This is a genomic window from Amycolatopsis sp. NBRC 101858, from assembly GCF_030269325.1.
GTDB lineage: Bacteria > Actinomycetota > Actinomycetes > Mycobacteriales > Pseudonocardiaceae > Amycolatopsis > Amycolatopsis ponsaeliensis.
The window spans coordinates 595,026-613,312 of sequence record NZ_BSTD01000007.1 but is presented as its reverse complement, the minus strand read 5'-3'; the positions used below and the strand labels follow the sequence as shown (position 1 = coordinate 613,312).

Genomic DNA, 18,287 nt, shown 5'->3' with positions numbered 1-18,287 from the left:
ATCGGATGATCGGTCTTCGGTGCGATGCCGGGCCGGCGCGCGGCCTCTACCGTTCCGGGTATGAAGATCAACGCAGTGCTCGGGACGGTGGTTCTCTGCGGCGCGCTGGCCGGGGTCGCGGCGTGCTCCAACCCGAGCGGCAAGTCGTGGGCCATCACCTACGAGGTGACCGGGCAGAGCGCCGGGACGCTGGCGAACGTCGGCTACGCGGACTCGCCGAACCGCTACGACGACGAGATCAAGCAGCAGACCGTCCAGGGCCCGGTCGGCGTGCCGTGGAAGCAGGACGTGGTCGTGACCGCCGGCCAGAAGGCGGAGATCACCGCCACGCCGACCGGGGACCTCACCCTCACCTGCCGCATCCTGCTCGACGCGCAGAAGGAGCTGGCCCGGGCCACCGCGCCGGGGCCCGGGAAACCCGTGTCGTGCGCCAAGACCACCGACTCGTGAGCGCCTTCAGTCGTTGATGCAGCGCAGCACCGGGGGAGCGGTCAGCTTCGCCGGATCGAGCCGGTAGCGCGTCGACACCTTGATCGTCGCGTGATCCCCGGGCAGCAGTGTCAGCAGGCAGTGGTCCGCTTCCGCGTCGGGCGCGAGCCGGTCGGCGAACACGGCCAGCTCGTGGACCAGCGTCCGGGCGGTGACCGTGAGGTCGTAGCCCGTTGCCGTCCGGGTGACGTCGGTGGCGAACCGGGGCTCGGGGTAGGCGATGGCGAGGTCGTCGGCGAGGAACCGGATCGCCCGCTCGGCGCCGGTGTCGGCGACCAGCAGTTCCTGTGCCGGGCTCCCGGCGACGTCGCCGAACGGCAGCGTCATGGTGTCGCGCGGAGGCACGGCAACCGTCGTGCTCGTCTTGGCGAGGATCTCGCCGTCCACGGTGATCCGGCGCAGTTCGACGGGGGTGTCCCACACCGAAGCCGAGTCGTTGACCAGGATCGCGACGAGGGCGCCGTCGCGCTCTTGGATGGTGATCAGGCGGTCGGCGTAGGCGTCGCGCAGGGCGTACCAGAGCGGCTTGCGACGCTCCGCGCCGTCGATCGCGCTCCAGGACGTCACCGGCCAGCAGTCGTTGAGCTGCCAGACGATCGTGCCCATGCACCGCGGCCGGTGGCTGCGGAAGTGCTCGATGCCGGTCCGGATGGCGCGGGCCTGCGTCACCTGCGTGAGGTAGTGCCAGTCGTCCGTGGACGTCGGCGCCGCGAAGTGGTGCGCCAGGCCGCGGGCGAGCTTTCCGTTGCCGTCCCGGGCTTTCTGGTGGTGCAGGAGGCCCGGCGACTCCGGGGTCAGCGGGTGGTCGTGGACGGCGGCGGTGAGCGTCGACCACGCGGGCGGGGCCTGCCAGCCGAACTCCGAGACGAACCGCGGGACGCGCTCGAGGTAGCCGCTGAAGTCACGCTCGTTCCAGACGTCCCAGATGTGCACGCAGCCGTGGTCGTCGTCCTGGGTGTCCCGCGCCGGGTCGCCGGACCAGGGACTGCCGGGGATGTAGGGCCGGGTCGGGTCGAGTTCGGCGACGATGCCCGGCAGCAGGTGCTCGTAGTAGCCGGCACCCCAGTCGCGGCCGGCCAGCTCGGTCTGCCAGCCCCAGTGGAACCAGCCCATGTAGTTCTCGTTGTTGCCGCACCACAACGCGAGTGACGGGTGCGGCGCGAGCCGGACGACCGCCTCACGGGCCTCGGCCTCGACCTCGCCGCGCAACGGCTCCTCCTCGGGATAACCGGCGCAGGCGAACAGGAGGTCCTGCCACACCAGCACTCCCCGCCGGTCGCAGGCGGCGTAGAAGTCGTCGCTCTCGTAGATCCCGCCGCCCCACACGCGCAGCAGGTCGATCCGGGCGTCGGTGGCCTGCCGGACGCGGCGGTCGTAGCGGGCGGCGTCCACCCGGTGCGGGAAGCAGTCGTCGGGGATCCAGTTGGCGCCGCGGACGAACAGCGGGACGCCGTTGACGCGGAAGGTGAACGCGCCACCCCGCTCGTCGAGTTCGATCGTGCGGAAGCCGATCTCCCGCGACCAGGTGTCCACAATGGATCCGTCGGCCGTCTCGAGGGTGACGGTGAGCGGGTACAGCGGCTGCTCGCCCATGCTGTGCGGCCACCACAGGCGCGGCTGCTCGACCGGCACCGACAACGGCGACCCGGCGGCTCCGGTCACTTCAACCCCGGCCACTCGGGCCCGCAGCACGAGACCGTCCGAGCCGTCGACGTCGGCGTGGATCTCGACCACACCGTCGCCCGACGGGGTCACGGTCACCAGCGGCCGGACCTGCCGCAGCCGTCCGACGTCCCAGACGTCGATCGCCGCCGTCTTCCACAGACCCGCGGTGACGAGCTTCGGACCCCAGTCCCAGCCGAAGTTGCAGGCCATCTTGCGGATGAAGTTCGACGGCTCGTCGTTGCCCAGGTTGGGCAGGTCCCCGAGACGACTGCGTTCCGCGCGGGCGTACCGCACCGCGGAGCTGAAGGTGACCGCGAGGGTGTTGCCGTCGGCCAGCAGGCCGGTCACCGGGACGCGGTAGGAGCGGTGCATGTTGGCCGTGGTGGCGATGACGCGGTGGTTCAGCTCGACCTCGGCGATCGTGTCCAGGCCGTCGAAGACCAGCTCGGCCACGCCGGGTTCGGCCAGGCGGTCGAACGTCGTTTCGTAGCGCCAGCCCGTGAGGCCGATCCACTGCAGGTCGTTCTCGGTGCGGTCGAGGTACGGGTCGGGGATGAGCCCGGCGGCGAGCAGGTCGGTGTGCACCGTGCCCGGCACGGTCGCCGGGATCCCTTCGGCGAGCCGGCGGGCCAGCTCGATCGGGACGTGGGTCAGAGGTCCGCAGGCGCGCAGCGTCCAGTCGCGGGCGCCGAGGTCGATCCGCACGGGTGGGTCCCTTCTGGTGGATGGGAGGGGTCAGCGCCACGGGTCGGGCGCGGCGGCGGCGAGCCGGCGGGTGTAGTCGTCGGCCGGGTGGAAGATGACCTGGTCGGAGTCGCCGATCTCGACGACGCGCCCGGCGTTCAGCACCATCGTCGTGGCGGAGAAGTGCCGGGCGGTGGCGAGGTCGTGGGTGATGTAGAGGACGGCGAGGTCGTTGTCCCGCTTGAGTTCTTCCAGCAGGTTCAGGATGTCCAGGCGCACGGAGACGTCCAGCATGGACACCGGTTCGTCGGCGAGCAGCACCTTCGGCCGGGGTGCGAGGGCCCGCGCGATGGCGACGCGCTGGCGTTGCCCGCCGGACAGCTCGTGCGGCAGCTTGCCCGCGAACCGGTCGGCCGGTCGCAGGTGGACGCGGTCGAGCAGGTCCAGCACGGCCCGCCGGCCGCCGTCGAGCCCGTGGACGCGCAGGGGCCGCGCCAGCTGGTGGTGCACTGGTTTGACGGGGTTGAGCGAGGCGAACGGGTCCTGGAACACCATCTGCACGTGCTTGCGATACTCCCGCAACGCCCGGTAGCCGGGGCGGCGGGGTTCGCCGTCGATCGTGATGGTCCCGGAAGTCGGCCGGTCGAGCCCGCTCAGCATGCGCGCGATGGTGGACTTCCCGCTGCCGCTCGCGCCCACCAGCGCCAGGGTCTGCCCGGACGTCACGGTGAAGCTGACCCCGTCGACCGCGCGGAGCCCGGAGTATTCGCGCACGAGGTCGTGCGCGCTCAGCTCGGTCATGCCGAGACCTCCTGGTAGAGGTGGCAGGCGACGTCGGTGCCGCCGACCGGCCGCAGTGTGACGTCGGTCGTGGTGCACTCCGGGCGGACGAACCCGCATCGGTCGGCGAACGCGCACCCGGCGATCGGCACCGACAGGTCCGGCGGGTGGCCGGGGATGCCGTGCCGGTCGCGCCGTTCCGAGCGCAGCGTCGGGAACGCGTTCAGCAGACCCGCGGTGTACGGGTGCCGGGGGTTCTCCCGCAGCTTCACGCTGTCGCCGAGTTCGACGACGCGCCCGGCGTACATCACCGCGATGCGGTCGCTGATCTCCAGCAGCAGGGACAGGTCGTGGGTGATGAAGACGACCGCGAACCCGAGCCGCCGCCGCAGCTCGGAGAGCGCGTCGAGGATTTCCCGCTGCACGAGGACGTCGAGGGCGGTGGTGGGCTCGTCCATCACGACGACGTCGGGGGCGAGCGCGAGGGCCATCGCGATCATCACCCGCTGCCGCATCCCGCCGGACAGCTGGTGCGGGTACGAGCGGGCGACGCGGTCGGGCAGCCCGACCAGGTCCAGCAGCTCACCCACCCGCGTCCGGCGTTCGGCCTTGGTCAGCTGCGGCCGGTGCGCGTGGAAGAGGTCCTGCAGCTGCGCCGACACCCGCTGAACCGGGTTGAGGGCGTTCATCGCGCCCTGGAACACCATGGACATCCGGTCCCAGCGGAACTTCCGCAGCGCGGCGCCGGTCAACGCCGTCACCGACACCGGCGTGCTGTCGTGCACGCCTTGGAAGGTGACGCTGCCGGCGGTCAGGCGGGCGGGAGCGCGCAGCAACCGCGTGATCGCGTAGGCCAGCGTCGTTTTGCCGCAACCGCTTTCACCGACGATGCCGACGAGTTCGCCGCGGTGGACGTCCAAGTCGACCCCGCGGACGGCGTGCACCGGCCCGGCGGCGGTCTCGTAGTCGACGTGCAGGTTGCGTACCTGGAGCACCGGCGTCATCGGATGTCCCCCTGGACAGCACCGCGACGCCGCACGCGCAGCCGCGGGTTGATCAGTTCGTCGACGCCGATGTTCAGCAGCGTCAGGGCCGCGCCGAGCACGGCGATGCACAGGCCCGGCGGGAGGAACCACCACCACGCGCCTTGCGAGAGCGCCTCGCCGTTCTGGGCGAAGAACAGCATCGTGCCCCAGGTGACGGAGTTGAGGTCCCCGAGCCCGAGGAACGACAGCCCGGCCTCACCGAGGATCGCGCCGATCATCGCGAACACGAACTGCGAGATCAGGATGGGATAGAGGTTCGGCAGGATCTCGACGACGACGATCCGCCACGCGCGTTCGCCCGACGCGCGCACGGCGTCGACGTAGTCCCGGTGCGCCAGCGACGCCGTCTGGGCGCGCAGCACCCGCGCAGAGGCGGCCCAGCTGGTGACCGCGATCAGCAGCGCGATCACGGCGATCCCGCTGGAGTGCAGGTAGCTGGCGGCGACCACGATCAGCGGCAGCGCCGGGATGACGAGGAAGACGTTGCCGACCAGGTTGAGCACCTCGTCGGCCCAGCCGCCCGCGTACCCGCCGACCACGCCGACCAGCGCGGCCAGCACCATCGTGACGGTACCGGCGAGCAACCCGACCAGCAGCGACGACCGGAACCCGACGATCAGCTGGGCGAACACGTCCTGGCCGTTGTTGGTGGTGCCGAGCAGGTGCGCCGCCGACGGCCCGGCGAGGAGGTCGTCGCCGGTCGCGTGCGGGTCGCCGACCAGCAGCGGCCCGACGACCGCGACGAGCGCGTAGAGCCCCACGATGCCCGCCCCGAGCAGGAACTTCGGCCGCCGGGTCAGGGCGGAGACGCGCCCGGTGGCGCGGACGGGCGTGATGACGGCCTGGGTCATCGGGCACCTGCTTTCGCCGTGGTGCGCACGCGCGGGTCGATGACCGCGTAGAGCAGGTCGACCAGGAGGTTCGCGCCGAGCACCGCGAGGGTGATGATCAGGAAGATGCCCTGCATCAGCGGGTAGTCGCTGTTGCGGACCGCCTGCAGCAGCGTGAACCCGATGCCGGGGTAGGAGAACACGGCTTCGGTGACGATCGCGCCGCCGACGACGAACCCGAGCGACACCGCGACCCCGGAGACGCTCGGCAGGACGGCGTTGCGGGCGGCGTAGGTGACCATCACCCGGCGGAGGCTGAGGCCTTTCGCCTGCGCGGTGACGACGTAGTCCTCGCCCATCGTGGACACCATCATGTTCCGCATCCCCAGCAGCCACCCGGCCAGTGAGCTGACGACGATCGTGAGCGCCGGCAGCAGCGCGTGGTAGACGACGTTGCCGACGAACTCGCCCGACCAGCCGGGCTCGATCTCGACGTCGTAGCCGAGGCCGAGCGGGAACCAGCCCAGGCCGGCCGACAGGAAGTACAACGCGGCCAGCGCGAGCCAGAAGTAGGGGATGGCGGCGAGCATCGTGGAGCCCGCGACGAGCGAGTCCACGACCCCGCGGCGGAACCACCCGGCCAGCGCGCCGAGGGCGATGCCGAGCGTGAACGACACGACCGTCGCGACGCCGACCAGGCCCAGCGTCCACGGCAGGGCCTGGCCGATGATGTCGCCGACCGGCGCCGGGAAGAACGTCACCGAACGGCCGAGGTCGCCGGAGAAGATCTGCCCGAGGTAGCGCAGGTACTGCTGCCACAGCGGCTGGTCGTTCACGCCCAGCAGCAGTTCCAGCGAATGCCGCGCCTCCGGGGAGACCGGCGCCATCGACGACTGCCGGGCCAGCACCGCGTCCACCGGGTTGCCCGGCGCGAGGCGGGGGATGAGGAAGTTCAGCGACAGCGCCGCGAGCAGCGCGACCGCGTAGAACAGCAGCTTCTTGCCGAGGAACCGCATCTATTTGACCGGCTTCAGGTTCTTGGCGACGAACCCGGTGTCGGGGAAGCTGTCGGCCCGCGAGAGCGCGTAGGCGTTGTCGTCGGTCGGCCAGCCGGTGACCTTCGTGGCGAGGAACGTCGCGTTCGGGCTGTTCTGGAAGATCGGGACGTAGGGCAGCTTGTCGAGCATGACCCGGGCGATCTCCTGGGCGCGCTGCTTGAGCACGGCCTGGTCGTCGGTGCCGGCCATCGCGCTCAGCGCGGCGTCGACCTGCGGGTCGGAGAAGCGCGACCAGTTCGACGCGGCCTTCTGCCCGATCGGCGCGGTGGTCGCGGTCGCGAGCACCTGGTTGTAGAGCTGGTACGGGTCGGGCTTGCCGCCGAGGCCGTCGATGAGGAGCTGGAAGGTGCCGGTGGAGCGGTCGGAGTTGAACTGGGCGCTGGACACCTGCTGCACGGTCAGCGCGATCCCGGCCTCGGCGAGCTGCTGCTGCATCAGCTGCAGGGCCTGGATGTAGTCGGTGTAGCCGGTGACGACCTTGATCGCGACTTCGAGGCGGCGGCCGCCCTGGTCGACGTAGACGCCGTCTCCGCCGCGGGTGTACCCGGCCTTCTCCAGCGCGGCCCGCGCGGCGGCGGGGTCGCGGGTGACCGGGCCGGTGATCCGGAAGCCGTCGTCCCGCGGGGTCTGCAGCAGTTCGGGGCTGGGCACCTTCGCGATTCCGAAGTAGACGGTGTCGACGATCCGCTTGCGGTCCAGCGCCAGGTTCATCGCCTGCCGCACGGCGAGGTCGTTCGTCGGCCAGCTCGTCAGGTTGGGCACGAGGCTGGTCTGGTAGATCCCGGCCGACGGGACGAGGTGGGTCTTCGGGTCCTTGGCGACCCAGTTCTTCTGCGGGTCGGGCACGAAGGTGTTGCCCCAGTCGATCTTCCCGGCCAGCAGCGACTGGTTCGCGCTCGTGTTGTCGCTGAAGGAGATGAACCGGACGCCGTCGATGGCCGGCTTGCCCGGCTCCCAGTAGCTCGGGTTCTTCTTGAGCAGGAAAGTCTGCGGGGAGAACGAGTCGAGGGTGAACGGCCCGGTGCCGACCGGGTTCGGGTTGAGCTCCGTGGCGGGGTCGGCGATCTTCTCCCAGACGTGCTTCGGCACGATCAGGGTGCGGCCCGCCGCGCCCCACAGCTGGTTGAACGCGGGCTGCGCGAAGGTGATCTTCGCGGTGTGGTCGTCCGGCGCGGTCGCGGCGGCGAGCGTCAGCCCGTTGGTGTTCAGCTCGGGGTGCTTGATCATGGCGTCGAAGGTGAAGGCGACGTCCTGGGCGGTGAAGGCCTGGCCGTCCTGCCACTTGACGCCGTCGCGGGTGGTGACGGTGAGCGTCCGGCCGTCGGGGGAGAAGGTCGCGGACGTGGCCAGCTGCGGCACCGGCGGGCGCCGCTCGGCCATGTCGAAGAACAGCAGCGACTCGTAGATCGTGCCGCCGTACCCCGCCTGGGCCTGGTTGGGCAGGAACGGGTTGAAGTTGCGGACGAACGCCCCCGACGCGCCGGTGTTGGCCGTGATGATCACGCCGTCGGTGCCGGTCGCGGTGCTGGAGCACGAACTCAGGGCGAGGCCGAGCGCGACGGCGACGGCGGCGGGGGCGAGCAGGCGGCGGTGCCTTCCGGCCTTCATGGGGACTCCAGGAGGTGCTTAAGCGGTTAACGTCACGGGCGGCCACGCTGACTGGGCGCCGGGAGAGCTCGGTGTCGTCAGGCGGCGATCGGGGGCAAGCCTGGGTTAAGCGCTTCACATCTTGTAACCTCGGTCACGTCATGTCAATGGACGGCGGCGAGCTCCGGGTAGCCTCGTGCGTGGTGAAGCGATTGAGTGAAGGAGCGCGATGAAGCGGCTGACCATCTCGGACATCGCGGACGCGGCCGGGGTGTCGACGGGGGCGGTGTCCTACGCGCTCAACGGGAAGCCCGGGGTGTCGGCGGCGACGCGCGAGCGCGTGCTGGAGATCGCCGACCGGATGGGCTGGCGGCCCAGCACCGCCGCCCGCGCGCTGACCCGCTCCCGATCCGGCGCGATCGGGCTGATCGTCGACCGGCCCGCCCAGGTGCTCGGCATCGAGCCGTTCTTCATGCAGCTGGTCTCCGGCATCGAGATGGCGCTGCGCTCGGACCCGTCGACGGCATTGATGCTGGCCGTCACCGACGACCGGGACGCCGAGATCGAGACCTACCGCCGCTGGTGGGCCGAGCGGCGGGTCGACGGCGTCATCGTGGTCGACCTGCACGAGAACGACATCCGCACCGGCGTGCTGGCCGAGATCGGGCTGCCCGCCGTCGCGCTCGGCTACCCGGAGTCGGCCGAGGTGCCGTGCGTGTGGGCCGACGACGCGGCCCCGATGGAGGAGGCAGTCGGCTACCTCGCGGCGCTCGGGCACCGCCGGATCGCCCGGGTGGCCGGCCCGGACCGGTTCGCGCACACGCTCCGCCGCGACGAGGCGTTCACCAAGGCGGCCGGGACGCACCAGCTGGAGTGGTCGAAGACCGTCCACGGCGACTACTCGGGCGACAGCGGCGCCCGGGCCGCGCGGCGCCTGCTGTCGGAGCGCAACCGGGCGACGGCGGTGATCTTCGACAACGACGTGATGGCGCTCTCGGCGATGGCCGCGGCCCAGGAGATGGGCATCTCGGTGCCGGCGGAGCTGTCCATTGTGTCCTGGGACGACTCGGCATTGTGCCGGCTGGTCCGCCCGGCCGTGACCGCGCTGGACCGGCACATCACCCAGCACGGCGTGCTGGCGATCGAGACGCTGAACGAGGTCCTGGCGGTGGGCGCGGCCGAGCACGTCCAGGCGCCGGCGCCGATCTTGATGCCCCGCGCCAGCACCGCCCGGGCGCCGCTGGATTCGTGACGGTCCTCGGCGTCAGCTGGTGCGGCGCGGGACGTTCACCCCTTCCACCACGAACCGCGGGCGGCCCGACGGGAGGGCGCGGGACGGCCACGACACCGTCACCGCGGCCGTCTCGCCGGGGAGCAGCCACAGGTAGTTTTCGCTGCAGCGCAACGGAAGGATCCGGTCGTCGGTGCGGGCGTCGCGGGCCGAGACGCGGGCGCCCGCGGTGACCACGCGGCCCGTGTTGCGCAGGGTCACCACGGCCTCGCTCCGGTCGCCGTCGCGCCGGACCGGGCCGGCGTGCAGGGAGATGTCGGCCGGCGTCCTGGTCAGCTCCCGGGCGTCCGCCGGGGTGCGGTAGCGCCAGTAGACGTTGCGGGACAGCTCGGCGCCGTCCCGGCCGACCAGGCGCAGGCGCAGCAGGTGCAGGGCGGGCAGGGCAGCGGTGAACGGGACCGTGAAGGCCGTCGCGACCGAGGACGCGGGCACCGAGACCGCGGCGGTCACCGGGGTGCCGAGCGGGCGTCCGCGCAGGTCGAACAGCTCGGCGTGCACCGTGGCGCCGTCGAGGTTCCGTGCGGTCTGGTTGACCGCGTGCACCTGCCAGTCCGACAGCCTCGCCTGCACGTGAAGCGGCTCGCAGCCCTTGCGGGCCCCGTGGAAGCTGCCGTTGGTGTCGAGGTCGTAGTCGTAGGTCTGCCAGACCGTGCTGTGGTGCGCCGGGTGCGACATCCACAGCAGCACGCCCGACGCGTCGTCCCACAGCGCCGCGTTGTAGGCCTCGAAGATCGCCCGCATGCTCTCGTAGTTGACCAGCTGGGCCTTCGCGCAGAAGTCGTCGAGCGACGTCCCCGGCCCGAAGCGGTCCTCGATCGCGCCGCGGTAGGTGTCCGGGTTCTGGCCGCCGCGGGTGCACCAGTCGTGGTGGAACCAGACGTCGCCGATCGGCCACGACGGCTGGTCGCCGGCCAGGCGCCGCATGCTCTCCGCGACCGGCACGGTCGGCAGGCCGATCTCGCTGTGGAAGCCGTAACTGCCGATCGAGTACGTGTCACCGTCGAAGTAGCGCGCGGGGTCGATCCACGAGTACGGCCCGTGCCCGGTGACGACGCCGCCTGCCGAGTTGCCCTGGTACCACAGCTCCGGCTGCTGCACCGCGAGCATCTTCCGCAGCCCGGCGTCCATCGCGGCGGGCGGGTCGCTCTCGTTGGTGGCGCACCAGACCACAATGGACGGATGGTGCCGGTAGCGCACGACCGTGTCCGTCGCGATGGTGAGGAAGACGTCGTTGTCCGGCGGGAAGATCGCGTCCCCGGCCCAGAAGTCGTTCCACGCCAGGATGCCGTTCTCGTCGCAGGCGGCGAAGAACTCCTCGCGGTTGCTGGACCCGACCCAGTTGCGGATCATCGTGAAGTTCATGTCGCGGTGCAGCGCGACGGCGTCGGCCATCCGGTGGGGGAGCACCCGGCGCAGCAGCTCGTCGAAGCCCCAGTTGCCGCCCTTGGCCAGCACGCGCACGCCGTTGACGCTGATCTGCAGCGGGGTGCCGGAGTTGCTGACCTTCTTGAGGTCGCGCCAGGTCGCGCCGTCGTCGGAGACCTGCACGGTGAACGTCAGTGCGTACGCGGTCTCCCAGGTCAGCACGACGTGGTCGAACGCCACCGCCGCGCCCAGGTCCACCTGGATCCACTGGTTGTCGGAGTAGCCGGACGACCAGCGCGTGTCGTCGCGCCCGTCCACGGCGTTGCCGGCCTGGTCGTTCGCGTTGTCCTCCGACGACGCGGTCGCGGTCTTGCCCTGGGCCAGGTCCGGCCCGGAGCCGTCCGCAACGGACAGCGTCCACAGTGAAATGCCGTACCCGGTCGCGCGTTTCCCGCCCTGGATCCGCAGGTATCGCGCGGTCGTCCGGTCGAACTCCACCGTCTGGGGTGCGGAGTGGTTCGTGGCCGGGTCGATCACGATCGGCTGGGTCGCGGTGTAGCCGAACTGCCGCAGTCCCACCTGGACGGTCCGGCGGTCGCTGACCTGCGCGCCGATCGAAGCCGTGGTCGTCAGCGGGTGCAGCTTCGGGTCGCCGTACCTGTTGGGCCACCACAGTTCCGGCCGCCGCAGCCGCAACGCCGGGTCGGTCGCCGGGCTGAACGTGACGTCGAGCGACGCGCCCGCCGCGAGGTTCACGCGCCGGCTGACTCGCGCACCCGCCAGCTCGGCGCCGACGGTCACGGTCCGGGCCGCCGAGGACGCGTTGCGCACCGGCACGACCAGCGTCACCTCGGCGACCGACGTGTCCGGCAGGTTCGGCAGCCGGGTGTCGACGCGCGGTTCGCCGAGCACGGCGTCGCCGGTCGAGCGCAGCCGGACGTGGTTCCAGATGCCCGCGCCGCGGTCGCGGACCCCGGGCATCCAGTCCCAGCCGCTGATCGAGATGTAGCCGGGCAGGTCCTGCTGCTCGGCGTTGGAGTTCAACGTCGAGACACCGTCCGGGCCCTTGTCGCCGGGGTTGCCCGGGTGCGGCATCGGGTCGATCCGCACGGCCAGCGCGTGCGCGTCCTTCCCGCGCAACGCCGTGGTGACGTCGAACGCGGCGCGCGCCACGGGGTGGGTGAGCGAGCCGACGGCGGTCCCGTCGACCCAGACCTCGGCGTGGTGGTCGATCCCGTCGAACTCCAGCCAGACGCGGCGGCCGGCGTCGAACCCGCGGGGCAGCGTGAACTCGCGGCGGTACCACCAGCTGTGCCGCGAAAGCGCTTCCGGCGCGCGCATGTTGCCGAACCCGGACGTCGGCTCCGGCAGCTTGCCCTGCTCGACCAGTGCTGTGTGGACGGTGCCGGGTACGGTCGCGGGCAGCCAGGTCGACGTGTCGACACCGGCGCGGGCGAGCGTGGCGCCGTCGGCGGACGGCAGTCGCGAGTCCATGGTCAGCGTCCAGCCCGACTCGAGCGCGACCGTGCCGTCGGCAGCGGTGACCAGCCCGGGTGGCCGGGTGGTGTGGCGGCCCCAGTCGGTCCAGCCGGTGGCGTCCGGCCGCGGGCGGTCGGACCGGCCGTACACCTCGAAAGCGTTGACTCCCAAGGGGTTCGCGTTCGCCTGCTGTTTGGCGGTGAGCCGGACCCAGCGGGCCGTGATCGGCTTCTGCAACGCGATCTCGACCCGGCCACCGGGGGAATCGGTGGCCGTGTGGACGGTCTGCCAGGTGTGCCCGTCGGCCGAGACGTCGAGGTCGAACGCGACCGCGCAGCTGGACAGCACCTCCCAGCCGGTGGTGTTCAGGAACGGGTTGATCCCGGACGCCGGGGTGAACACCGGGTCCGTGGCGGTCGCCTCGAACACCAGCACCACCGACTCGATCCGGCAGGCGGCCTGCAGGTCCACGGCGATCCATTGTGGATCACCCGCGCCCGCTCGCCACCCTGAACCCTTCACGCCGGTCTCGGCCAGGCCGTCCACGGCGAACCACGCCGGCGTCGGCGCGTACGCCGTGGAGGACACCGTCACCGGCCGGTACCGGGCCAGGTCGGTCGCCTGCTGGGCCTCGGCCGCGGCGGGGAGCGCGGCCGGCACCCCGAGCGCGGCGAGCAGGACGGCGTTGGACTGCAGGAACGTACGACGGGACAGACCGCTCACGGCCGGGACTTCTATCGGGAGAGCTTGAGGTCGACGAACCGGGGGCGGTTGTTGTCGATGTTCGCGTAGAGGTCGGCCAGCTTCTCGCTGTTGGTGTTGTAGGAGATGACGAGCTCCCCGGGCTTGCTGATCTCGGGGTGCGCTGCGACGTTGTAGGTGTAGCGCCCGTTCCCGGCTTCGGGGGCGGTGTAGATCGTCTCGCCGCCGGTGAACGGGCCGACCGGACTGGTCGCGTGGTAGGCGTGGATGGTGCTTTCCAGGCCCGAGCCGAACGTCGTGAGCAGGTACTCGCCGCCGACGGGCGTCACGCCGAACGAGCTGCCGACGTTGCCGAGCAGCCGCGCCGACGCCGCCGGGTCGCCCGTCCAGCCGGTCGCGGTCCGGAACTGCCACGGCCCGTCGAGCCGGCCGATCGGGGCGCGGGCGACGTGCAGGTACTTCGTGAAGCCTTCGCCCTCGACGCCGTAGATGTAGGTCCACGCGCCGTCGCGCATCAGCTCGGTGCCCCACTGCACGTTGCCGACCGAAGCCACGTCGGTGAGCTTCTCCAGCCGGAACGTGTACGGATCGAGTGTCGCGAGCTTGGTCTTCGTCCAGGCGAAGTTGAACGGCGGCGGGTCGTCGGTCGGTGCCTGCTCGAACTCGATGACGCGCAGCTTGCCGCCGTCGACGATGCCGTCGCCGTTCCAGTACCAGTAGTCGTTCGGCTCACCCGGGCTGTTCGGGGTCGGCCCGACCAAGGACTTCGGGTGTCCGGGCGGCCCGGGCGCGATCGTGGTGAGGATGTGCTTCGCGTCCGGTGTGGACAGTACGGCCGAGTTGTGCGTGAACGGCGACGACTCGGGCAGGCTGTCGTCGGCCCGCACGGGACCGAAGAAGGTGTCGTTGTACAGCCAGACGTCCAAACCGGACGGCAGCCGGGTCGAGTAGGTGCCGTCGGCCGCGGCCCAGCCGACGCCGGGACGGCGGCCGAAGTCCTGCCAGCGCTGGGTGAGCGCGGTGTCGGCGGTCGCGCCGACGATCCGAAGTGGACGGTCGGTCGCCGCGGCGGGCCCGGCGACGGCGAGGGAGGCGGTGACGGCAGCGGACAGTGCCAGGGTGCGGCGGAACTTCATGAGCCGATCCTTTCGTGGTCAGCGGTGACCGAGCAGTTCGACTTCGGCGACGGACGTCTTGGCCGCGCCGGGCGCGGCGGCGAAGTCGAGGCGGAAGTACTGGTAAGCGCCGGTTTGCGCCGGGGTGAAGACTCGCGTTTCCTGGCGCCACGCGAACGTCTGCGCTTGCCGCCGGTCCAGCGTGGTCCAGTGGGTGCCGTCGGCCGACCCGGACAGCGTCCACGCCGCCGGGTCGTTCCCGGCCGCCGTTCCCGCGGTCACCGTGTACTGCTCGACGCGGTGCGCGGCGGGCAAGGTGAAGGTGACGCTCCCGGTTGCGGGCAGATCGGCGACGGTGGCGGAAGTGTTGTCCACCAGGGCGTCCACAGTGGACGTCCCCGGTCCGGTGAAGTCCTGCTGCGGGTCGCCCGTCGTGGACGGCGGAGCGTCCTGCGGCCCGGTGCCCCAGGCCGACGGCCGCGAACCCATCACGAAGTCGATCCGGCCGCCGCGCGCGAGGTCGTCGTGGCTCACCCAGGTGCGGCTCGTCGGGCGCCCGTTCACGCTCATCGCCTGGACGTAGACGTTGCGCGCGGAGTTGCCGTGCGCGTCGATCACGAGCGTGCGGCCGTTCTCCAGGTGCAGCGTCGCGCGGTCGTAGAGCGGCGAGCCGACCGCGAACGTCGGCGAACCGCTCTGCAGCGGGTAGAAGCCGAGGGCGTTCATCACGTAGAAGGCCGACATCGAGCCGTTGTCCTCGTCGCCGGGGTAGCCCTGCCCGATGGCGCTGCCGGTGAACGACCGCGCGAGTGCCGCTCGGGTGAGTGCGGCGGTCTTCGACGGCTGCCCGACGTAGTCGTACGTGTAGGGCACGTGCATCGCGGGCTGGTCGTTGAACGCCCACTGGCCGAACTGGTCGTCGCGGCCCTCGAACATCTCGTGGTACGGCCCGCCCCAGCCGCCGCCGTACTGCGCGGTTTCCGGAGTCGCGAAGAACTGGTCGAGCTTGGTCGCGAGTCCCGCGCGGCCGCCGTAGAGCGCGGCGAGGCCGGCGCCGTCCTGCGGCACGGAGAACGCGTACGTCCAGCCGTTGCCCTCGGTGTAGTCGCCCGCGTTCCAGTCCAGGGGGTTGTACGTCCCGGCCGCGTGCGCCCAGTCACCTGCGGCGGTCTTCGGCTGGAAGAACCCCGTCTTCGGCTCGAACAGCTTCTCGTAGTTGCCGGAGCGGTCGGTGAAGTAGTGGTAGTTGGTCAGGTATTCGTCGCGCTTCGGATCGTTCGGCTTGCTCGTCTGGTAGAGCTTCTGCGACATCTGCGCGATGCCGTGGTCGGCGATCCAGTCCTCCAGCGACGCCGACGCGCTCGACCCCGTCTCGGACGGCGTGTACCCGAGGAACGTCGTGCGCTGGACGTCGGGGCGCCCGGTCAGCCCGGACGACGGCACCATCGCGTTCTTGACCGCGGCTTCGTAGGCCGAGGCGACGTCGAAGTTCGTGACGCCGCGCAGGTAGGCATCGGCGATCGCGACGTCGGAACTGGTGCCGCTGAAGCCGAGGTAGCCGGGCGCGGTCCACTGGCCGAGCCAGCCGCCGTCACGGTACTGCTGCACGAACCCGTCGACCATCTTGCCGGTCTGGCCCGGGTAGAGCAGCGAGTTCAGCGACCAGGCGCTGCGGTAGGTGTCCCAGAAGCCCTCGTTGGCGTACGGCTGGCCGGCCTTGATCGTGGAACCGGTGGTCGTGGGCGTGTTCGCGCCGGCGTTGGGGGAGTACGGGCTGGCGTAGCGATAGTCCGGCTTCGCGGCGGTGCCAGTGTTCTCGGCCAGCTCGTTCGGGTAGAGGTTGAGCCGGTAGAGGCTCGAGTACAGCGAGGTCAGCTGGTCCTGGGTGGCGCCGTCCACGGTGATCACGCCCAGCTGCCGGTCCCACGTCCGCTGCGCGTCGGCGCGGACCTGGTCGAAGCCGCGGCCGTTGACTTCCAGCTCGAGGTTGTGTTTCGCCTGGTCGACGCTCAGGAACGACGTCGCCACGCGCATCGTCAGCGTCCGGTCGCGGCCGAGGGAGAAGCCCGCGAAGGCGCCTGTCCCACTGCCACCGGTCAGCGGGCCGGACGTGGTCATCGGGCGGTCGAAGGTGGCGTAGACGAACATCCTTGGGGCGCCCCAGAAGCCGCTGACGTCGGAGTAGCCGGTGACTGTGCCCTTCGCCGGGTCGACCGTGACGGCGGCGCGGTTGTCGACGTTGTCGAAGATCAGGCTGTCGCCGCCCGCGGGGAACGTGAACCGGAGGACGGCGGCGTGGTCGGTGGGCGTCATCTCGGTGCTCAGGTCGTTGTCGAAGGTGACGCCGTAACGGTCCGGCCGCGCGGATTCGTTGTCGTGGCTGAAGGTCAGCGCGCGTCGGGCCCGGTCCGCCGACGCTGGAGTGTCCGAAGTGGACGGCATGACCTGGAACGTCTGGTGGTCGCCGACCCACGGGCTCGGCTCGTGGCTCACCGAGAACGCCTGGATCGCGGGACGTCCGGCCGGGGTGTTGTCGCGCAGGTACTGGTAGATCGTGCCGGTGGACGACGCGTCGGTGACCGGCGACCAGAAGTTGAAGCCGTGCGGCAGCGCGGTGGCGGGGATGGTGGCCCCGCGCGAGTAGTCGCCGGAGGAGTTGGTGCCGCGGGTGGTCACGGCGCACTCGGTCAGGTGCCGGTCGGCGCACGAGCCGGCGGGGGCGTCGGCGATCGCGACGTCGTCGACCCAGCCGGCGAAGTGCGCGGGTGCGCCCGGACCGGCCCAGGTCAGCAGCACGCGGTCGACGGTCTTGCCCGCCGCGACCGCGCCGAGGTCGGCGGTCACCTGGTTCCACTGCCCGGTGTGCAGGGTCTTCGCCGCGCCCTGCTCGCCGGCGGTGAGACGGACGCCGTTCTGGTCGGTGACGGGCAGCCCGCTGAGCCGTGAGCCGTCGGTGAAGGCCAGGTCGAGGGCGACGTACGTGCTCGGATAGGCGGTGTCGTTGCCGGTGAACTCGGGGAAGACCACATAGGACAGTCGGGTGGTGTGGCGGACCGGCACGTCGACGTCGTAGAGCTTGTCGGTCGCGGTGCCGCGGGCGCCGGGCTGCCAGCCCTCGTAGTGCAGCGAGTGGGTGCCGCTGAAGCCGAGGTGGGGCTTGACGGTGGGGCCTGACGCCGGGCCGTCGCCTACCTCGGCCGTCATACCCGGTTCTGCCGGGATGCCGAACGCGATCTCGGCCAGCTGGAGGGTGCCGTCGCCGTGGTCGGCGGTGACGGCGAGGCGGTAGTGCCGGTAGGCGCCGGGGTGCGCGACGGTGAAGACGCGGGTCTGGCCGCGCTGGGTGAAGTCCTGGTCGCGGCGGTCGTCGACGGTCTGCCAGTGCGTTCCGTCGGAGCCTTGCAGGGTCCAGGCGCGCGGGTCTCGGGCGGGGCTGTCGGCTGCCGCGGTGAGGGTGTAGGTGGTGATGGTGCCGGTGAGGTCGGCGGTCAGGGTGCCGTGGGGTGCGGGGGCCTGCCAGGTGGTGGCGGGGTTGTGGTCGGTCGCCTTGGCGGCGTCGTGGTCCGGTGTGCCGGTCCCGGTGACCGCGGTCGGGGTGACCTCGCCGGGCAACCCGGCGCCCGGGGCGACGCCGCGCGCGGGGGTGTCGGGGGTGTTCTGCCAGGTCGGCGCGGGGTCGGCGGCCTCGAAGGAGGTCCGGAACGACGACGGCGCGGCACCGGCGGGCGGAGCGGCGGTCGCCGCGGCGGCGATCGCGAGAACGGCGGCGAACGGAACCAGGCGGCGGCGGAGGACGGCCACGGGAGCTCCCTCGGAGATCGGGCGGGGCAGGCGCCGACGTGTGTCCGGGTGCGGATTGACAACGTTGGCAACGCGGCCCAGTCTCGGACGGCATTGTCAGCGTTGTCAATGGCCAGGACTGGACAGAACCGCTGCCCGGCGCGGGTTTCGCCGACCGGCCGAGTGCCTTGGCGCGGGTTTGTGACGGGGTTTCGGGTGGGTCCGCGGGGGTGGGAGTGCCTGCCAGGAGGGGTGCGCGCTGCGGGCCGGGAGCGGGTTCGGGTGGGTTCGCGGGTTTGGGGTGCCCGGCGGGAGGCGTGCGTGCTTCGGGCCGGGAGCGGGGGGGCGACTCCGCGGGGTGGGAAGTGCCCGCCAGGACGAGCGACCGCCGCGGCCCGGGGGCGACCGCCGCGGCC

11 protein-coding genes are annotated in these 18,287 nt (G+C 71.4%); 2 read left to right on the top strand and 9 right to left on the bottom strand.

All coding sequences use genetic code 11. From position 1 onward, the window contains the following. Positions 1-60: 60 nt before the first annotated feature. Positions 61-450 carry an MmpS family transport accessory protein gene (locus tag QSK39_RS46195; protein ID WP_285484170.1) on the top strand — a complete coding sequence of 130 codons (390 nt, stop codon included), beginning with the start codon at positions 61-63 and terminating at the stop codon, positions 448-450. A gap of 6 nt (positions 451-456) precedes the next feature. Here QSK39_RS46195 and QSK39_RS46190 read toward each other — a convergent pair whose 3' ends face one another. Genes QSK39_RS46190 through QSK39_RS46165 form a run of 6 tightly spaced genes read right to left on the bottom strand, consistent with a single transcriptional unit; the run spans position 457 to position 8,160 of the window. Then, positions 457-2,859, bottom strand: a complete 2,403-nt coding sequence (locus QSK39_RS46190; RefSeq protein WP_285484169.1) for a glycoside hydrolase family 2 protein — start codon at positions 2,857-2,859, stop codon at positions 457-459. 30 nt (positions 2,860-2,889) lie between these two features. After that, positions 2,890-3,639: an ABC transporter ATP-binding protein gene (locus tag QSK39_RS46185; protein WP_285484168.1), complete on the bottom strand. Its 750-nt coding sequence runs from the start codon at positions 3,637-3,639 to the stop codon at positions 2,890-2,892. After that, positions 3,636-4,622, bottom strand: a complete 987-nt coding sequence (locus QSK39_RS46180) for an ABC transporter ATP-binding protein (protein ID WP_285484167.1) — start codon at positions 4,620-4,622, stop codon at positions 3,636-3,638. The genes QSK39_RS46185 and QSK39_RS46180 overlap by 4 nt, the downstream gene beginning before the upstream one ends. Beyond that, entirely contained in the window at positions 4,619-5,515 is an 897-nt protein-coding gene (locus tag QSK39_RS46175; RefSeq protein ID WP_285484166.1) for an ABC transporter permease, read from the bottom strand. Before QSK39_RS46175 ends, QSK39_RS46180 begins: the two co-directional genes overlap by 4 nt. Then, complete coding sequence (locus QSK39_RS46170) at positions 5,512-6,510, bottom strand: ABC transporter permease (protein ID WP_285484165.1); 999 nt, start codon at positions 6,508-6,510, stop codon at positions 5,512-5,514. The genes QSK39_RS46175 and QSK39_RS46170 overlap by 4 nt, the downstream gene beginning before the upstream one ends. Next, positions 6,511-8,160, bottom strand: a complete 1,650-nt coding sequence (locus QSK39_RS46165) for an ABC transporter substrate-binding protein (protein ID WP_285484164.1) — start codon at positions 8,158-8,160, stop codon at positions 6,511-6,513. It abuts the gene before it with no gap. 208 nt (positions 8,161-8,368) lie between these two features. Here QSK39_RS46165 and QSK39_RS46160 point away from each other — a divergent pair, with 208 nt between their 5' ends. Continuing rightward, positions 8,369-9,391, top strand: coding sequence for a LacI family DNA-binding transcriptional regulator (locus tag QSK39_RS46160; RefSeq protein ID WP_285484163.1), 1,023 nt, complete (start codon positions 8,369-8,371; stop codon positions 9,389-9,391). 12 nt (positions 9,392-9,403) lie between these two features. Here QSK39_RS46160 and QSK39_RS46155 read toward each other — a convergent pair whose 3' ends face one another. From QSK39_RS46155 to QSK39_RS46145, 3 genes are read right to left on the bottom strand one after another with little or no spacing between them, the layout of a single operon-like run. Beyond that, positions 9,404-12,997: a discoidin domain-containing protein gene (locus QSK39_RS46155; RefSeq protein WP_285484162.1), complete on the bottom strand. Its 3,594-nt coding sequence runs from the start codon at positions 12,995-12,997 to the stop codon at positions 9,404-9,406. A gap of 11 nt (positions 12,998-13,008) precedes the next feature. Then, the gene (locus QSK39_RS46150) at positions 13,009-14,112 is read right to left on the bottom strand and encodes a DUF5005 domain-containing protein (RefSeq protein WP_285484161.1); all 1,104 of its coding nucleotides are present in this window, start codon (positions 14,110-14,112) and stop codon (positions 13,009-13,011) included. Positions 14,113-14,130: 18 nt separating this feature from the next. Next, on the bottom strand, positions 14,131-17,892 hold the full coding sequence (locus QSK39_RS46145) for a GH92 family glycosyl hydrolase (protein ID WP_285484160.1): 3,762 nt from the start codon (positions 17,890-17,892) through the stop codon (positions 14,131-14,133). Between the last annotated feature and the right edge of the window lie 395 nt (positions 17,893-18,287).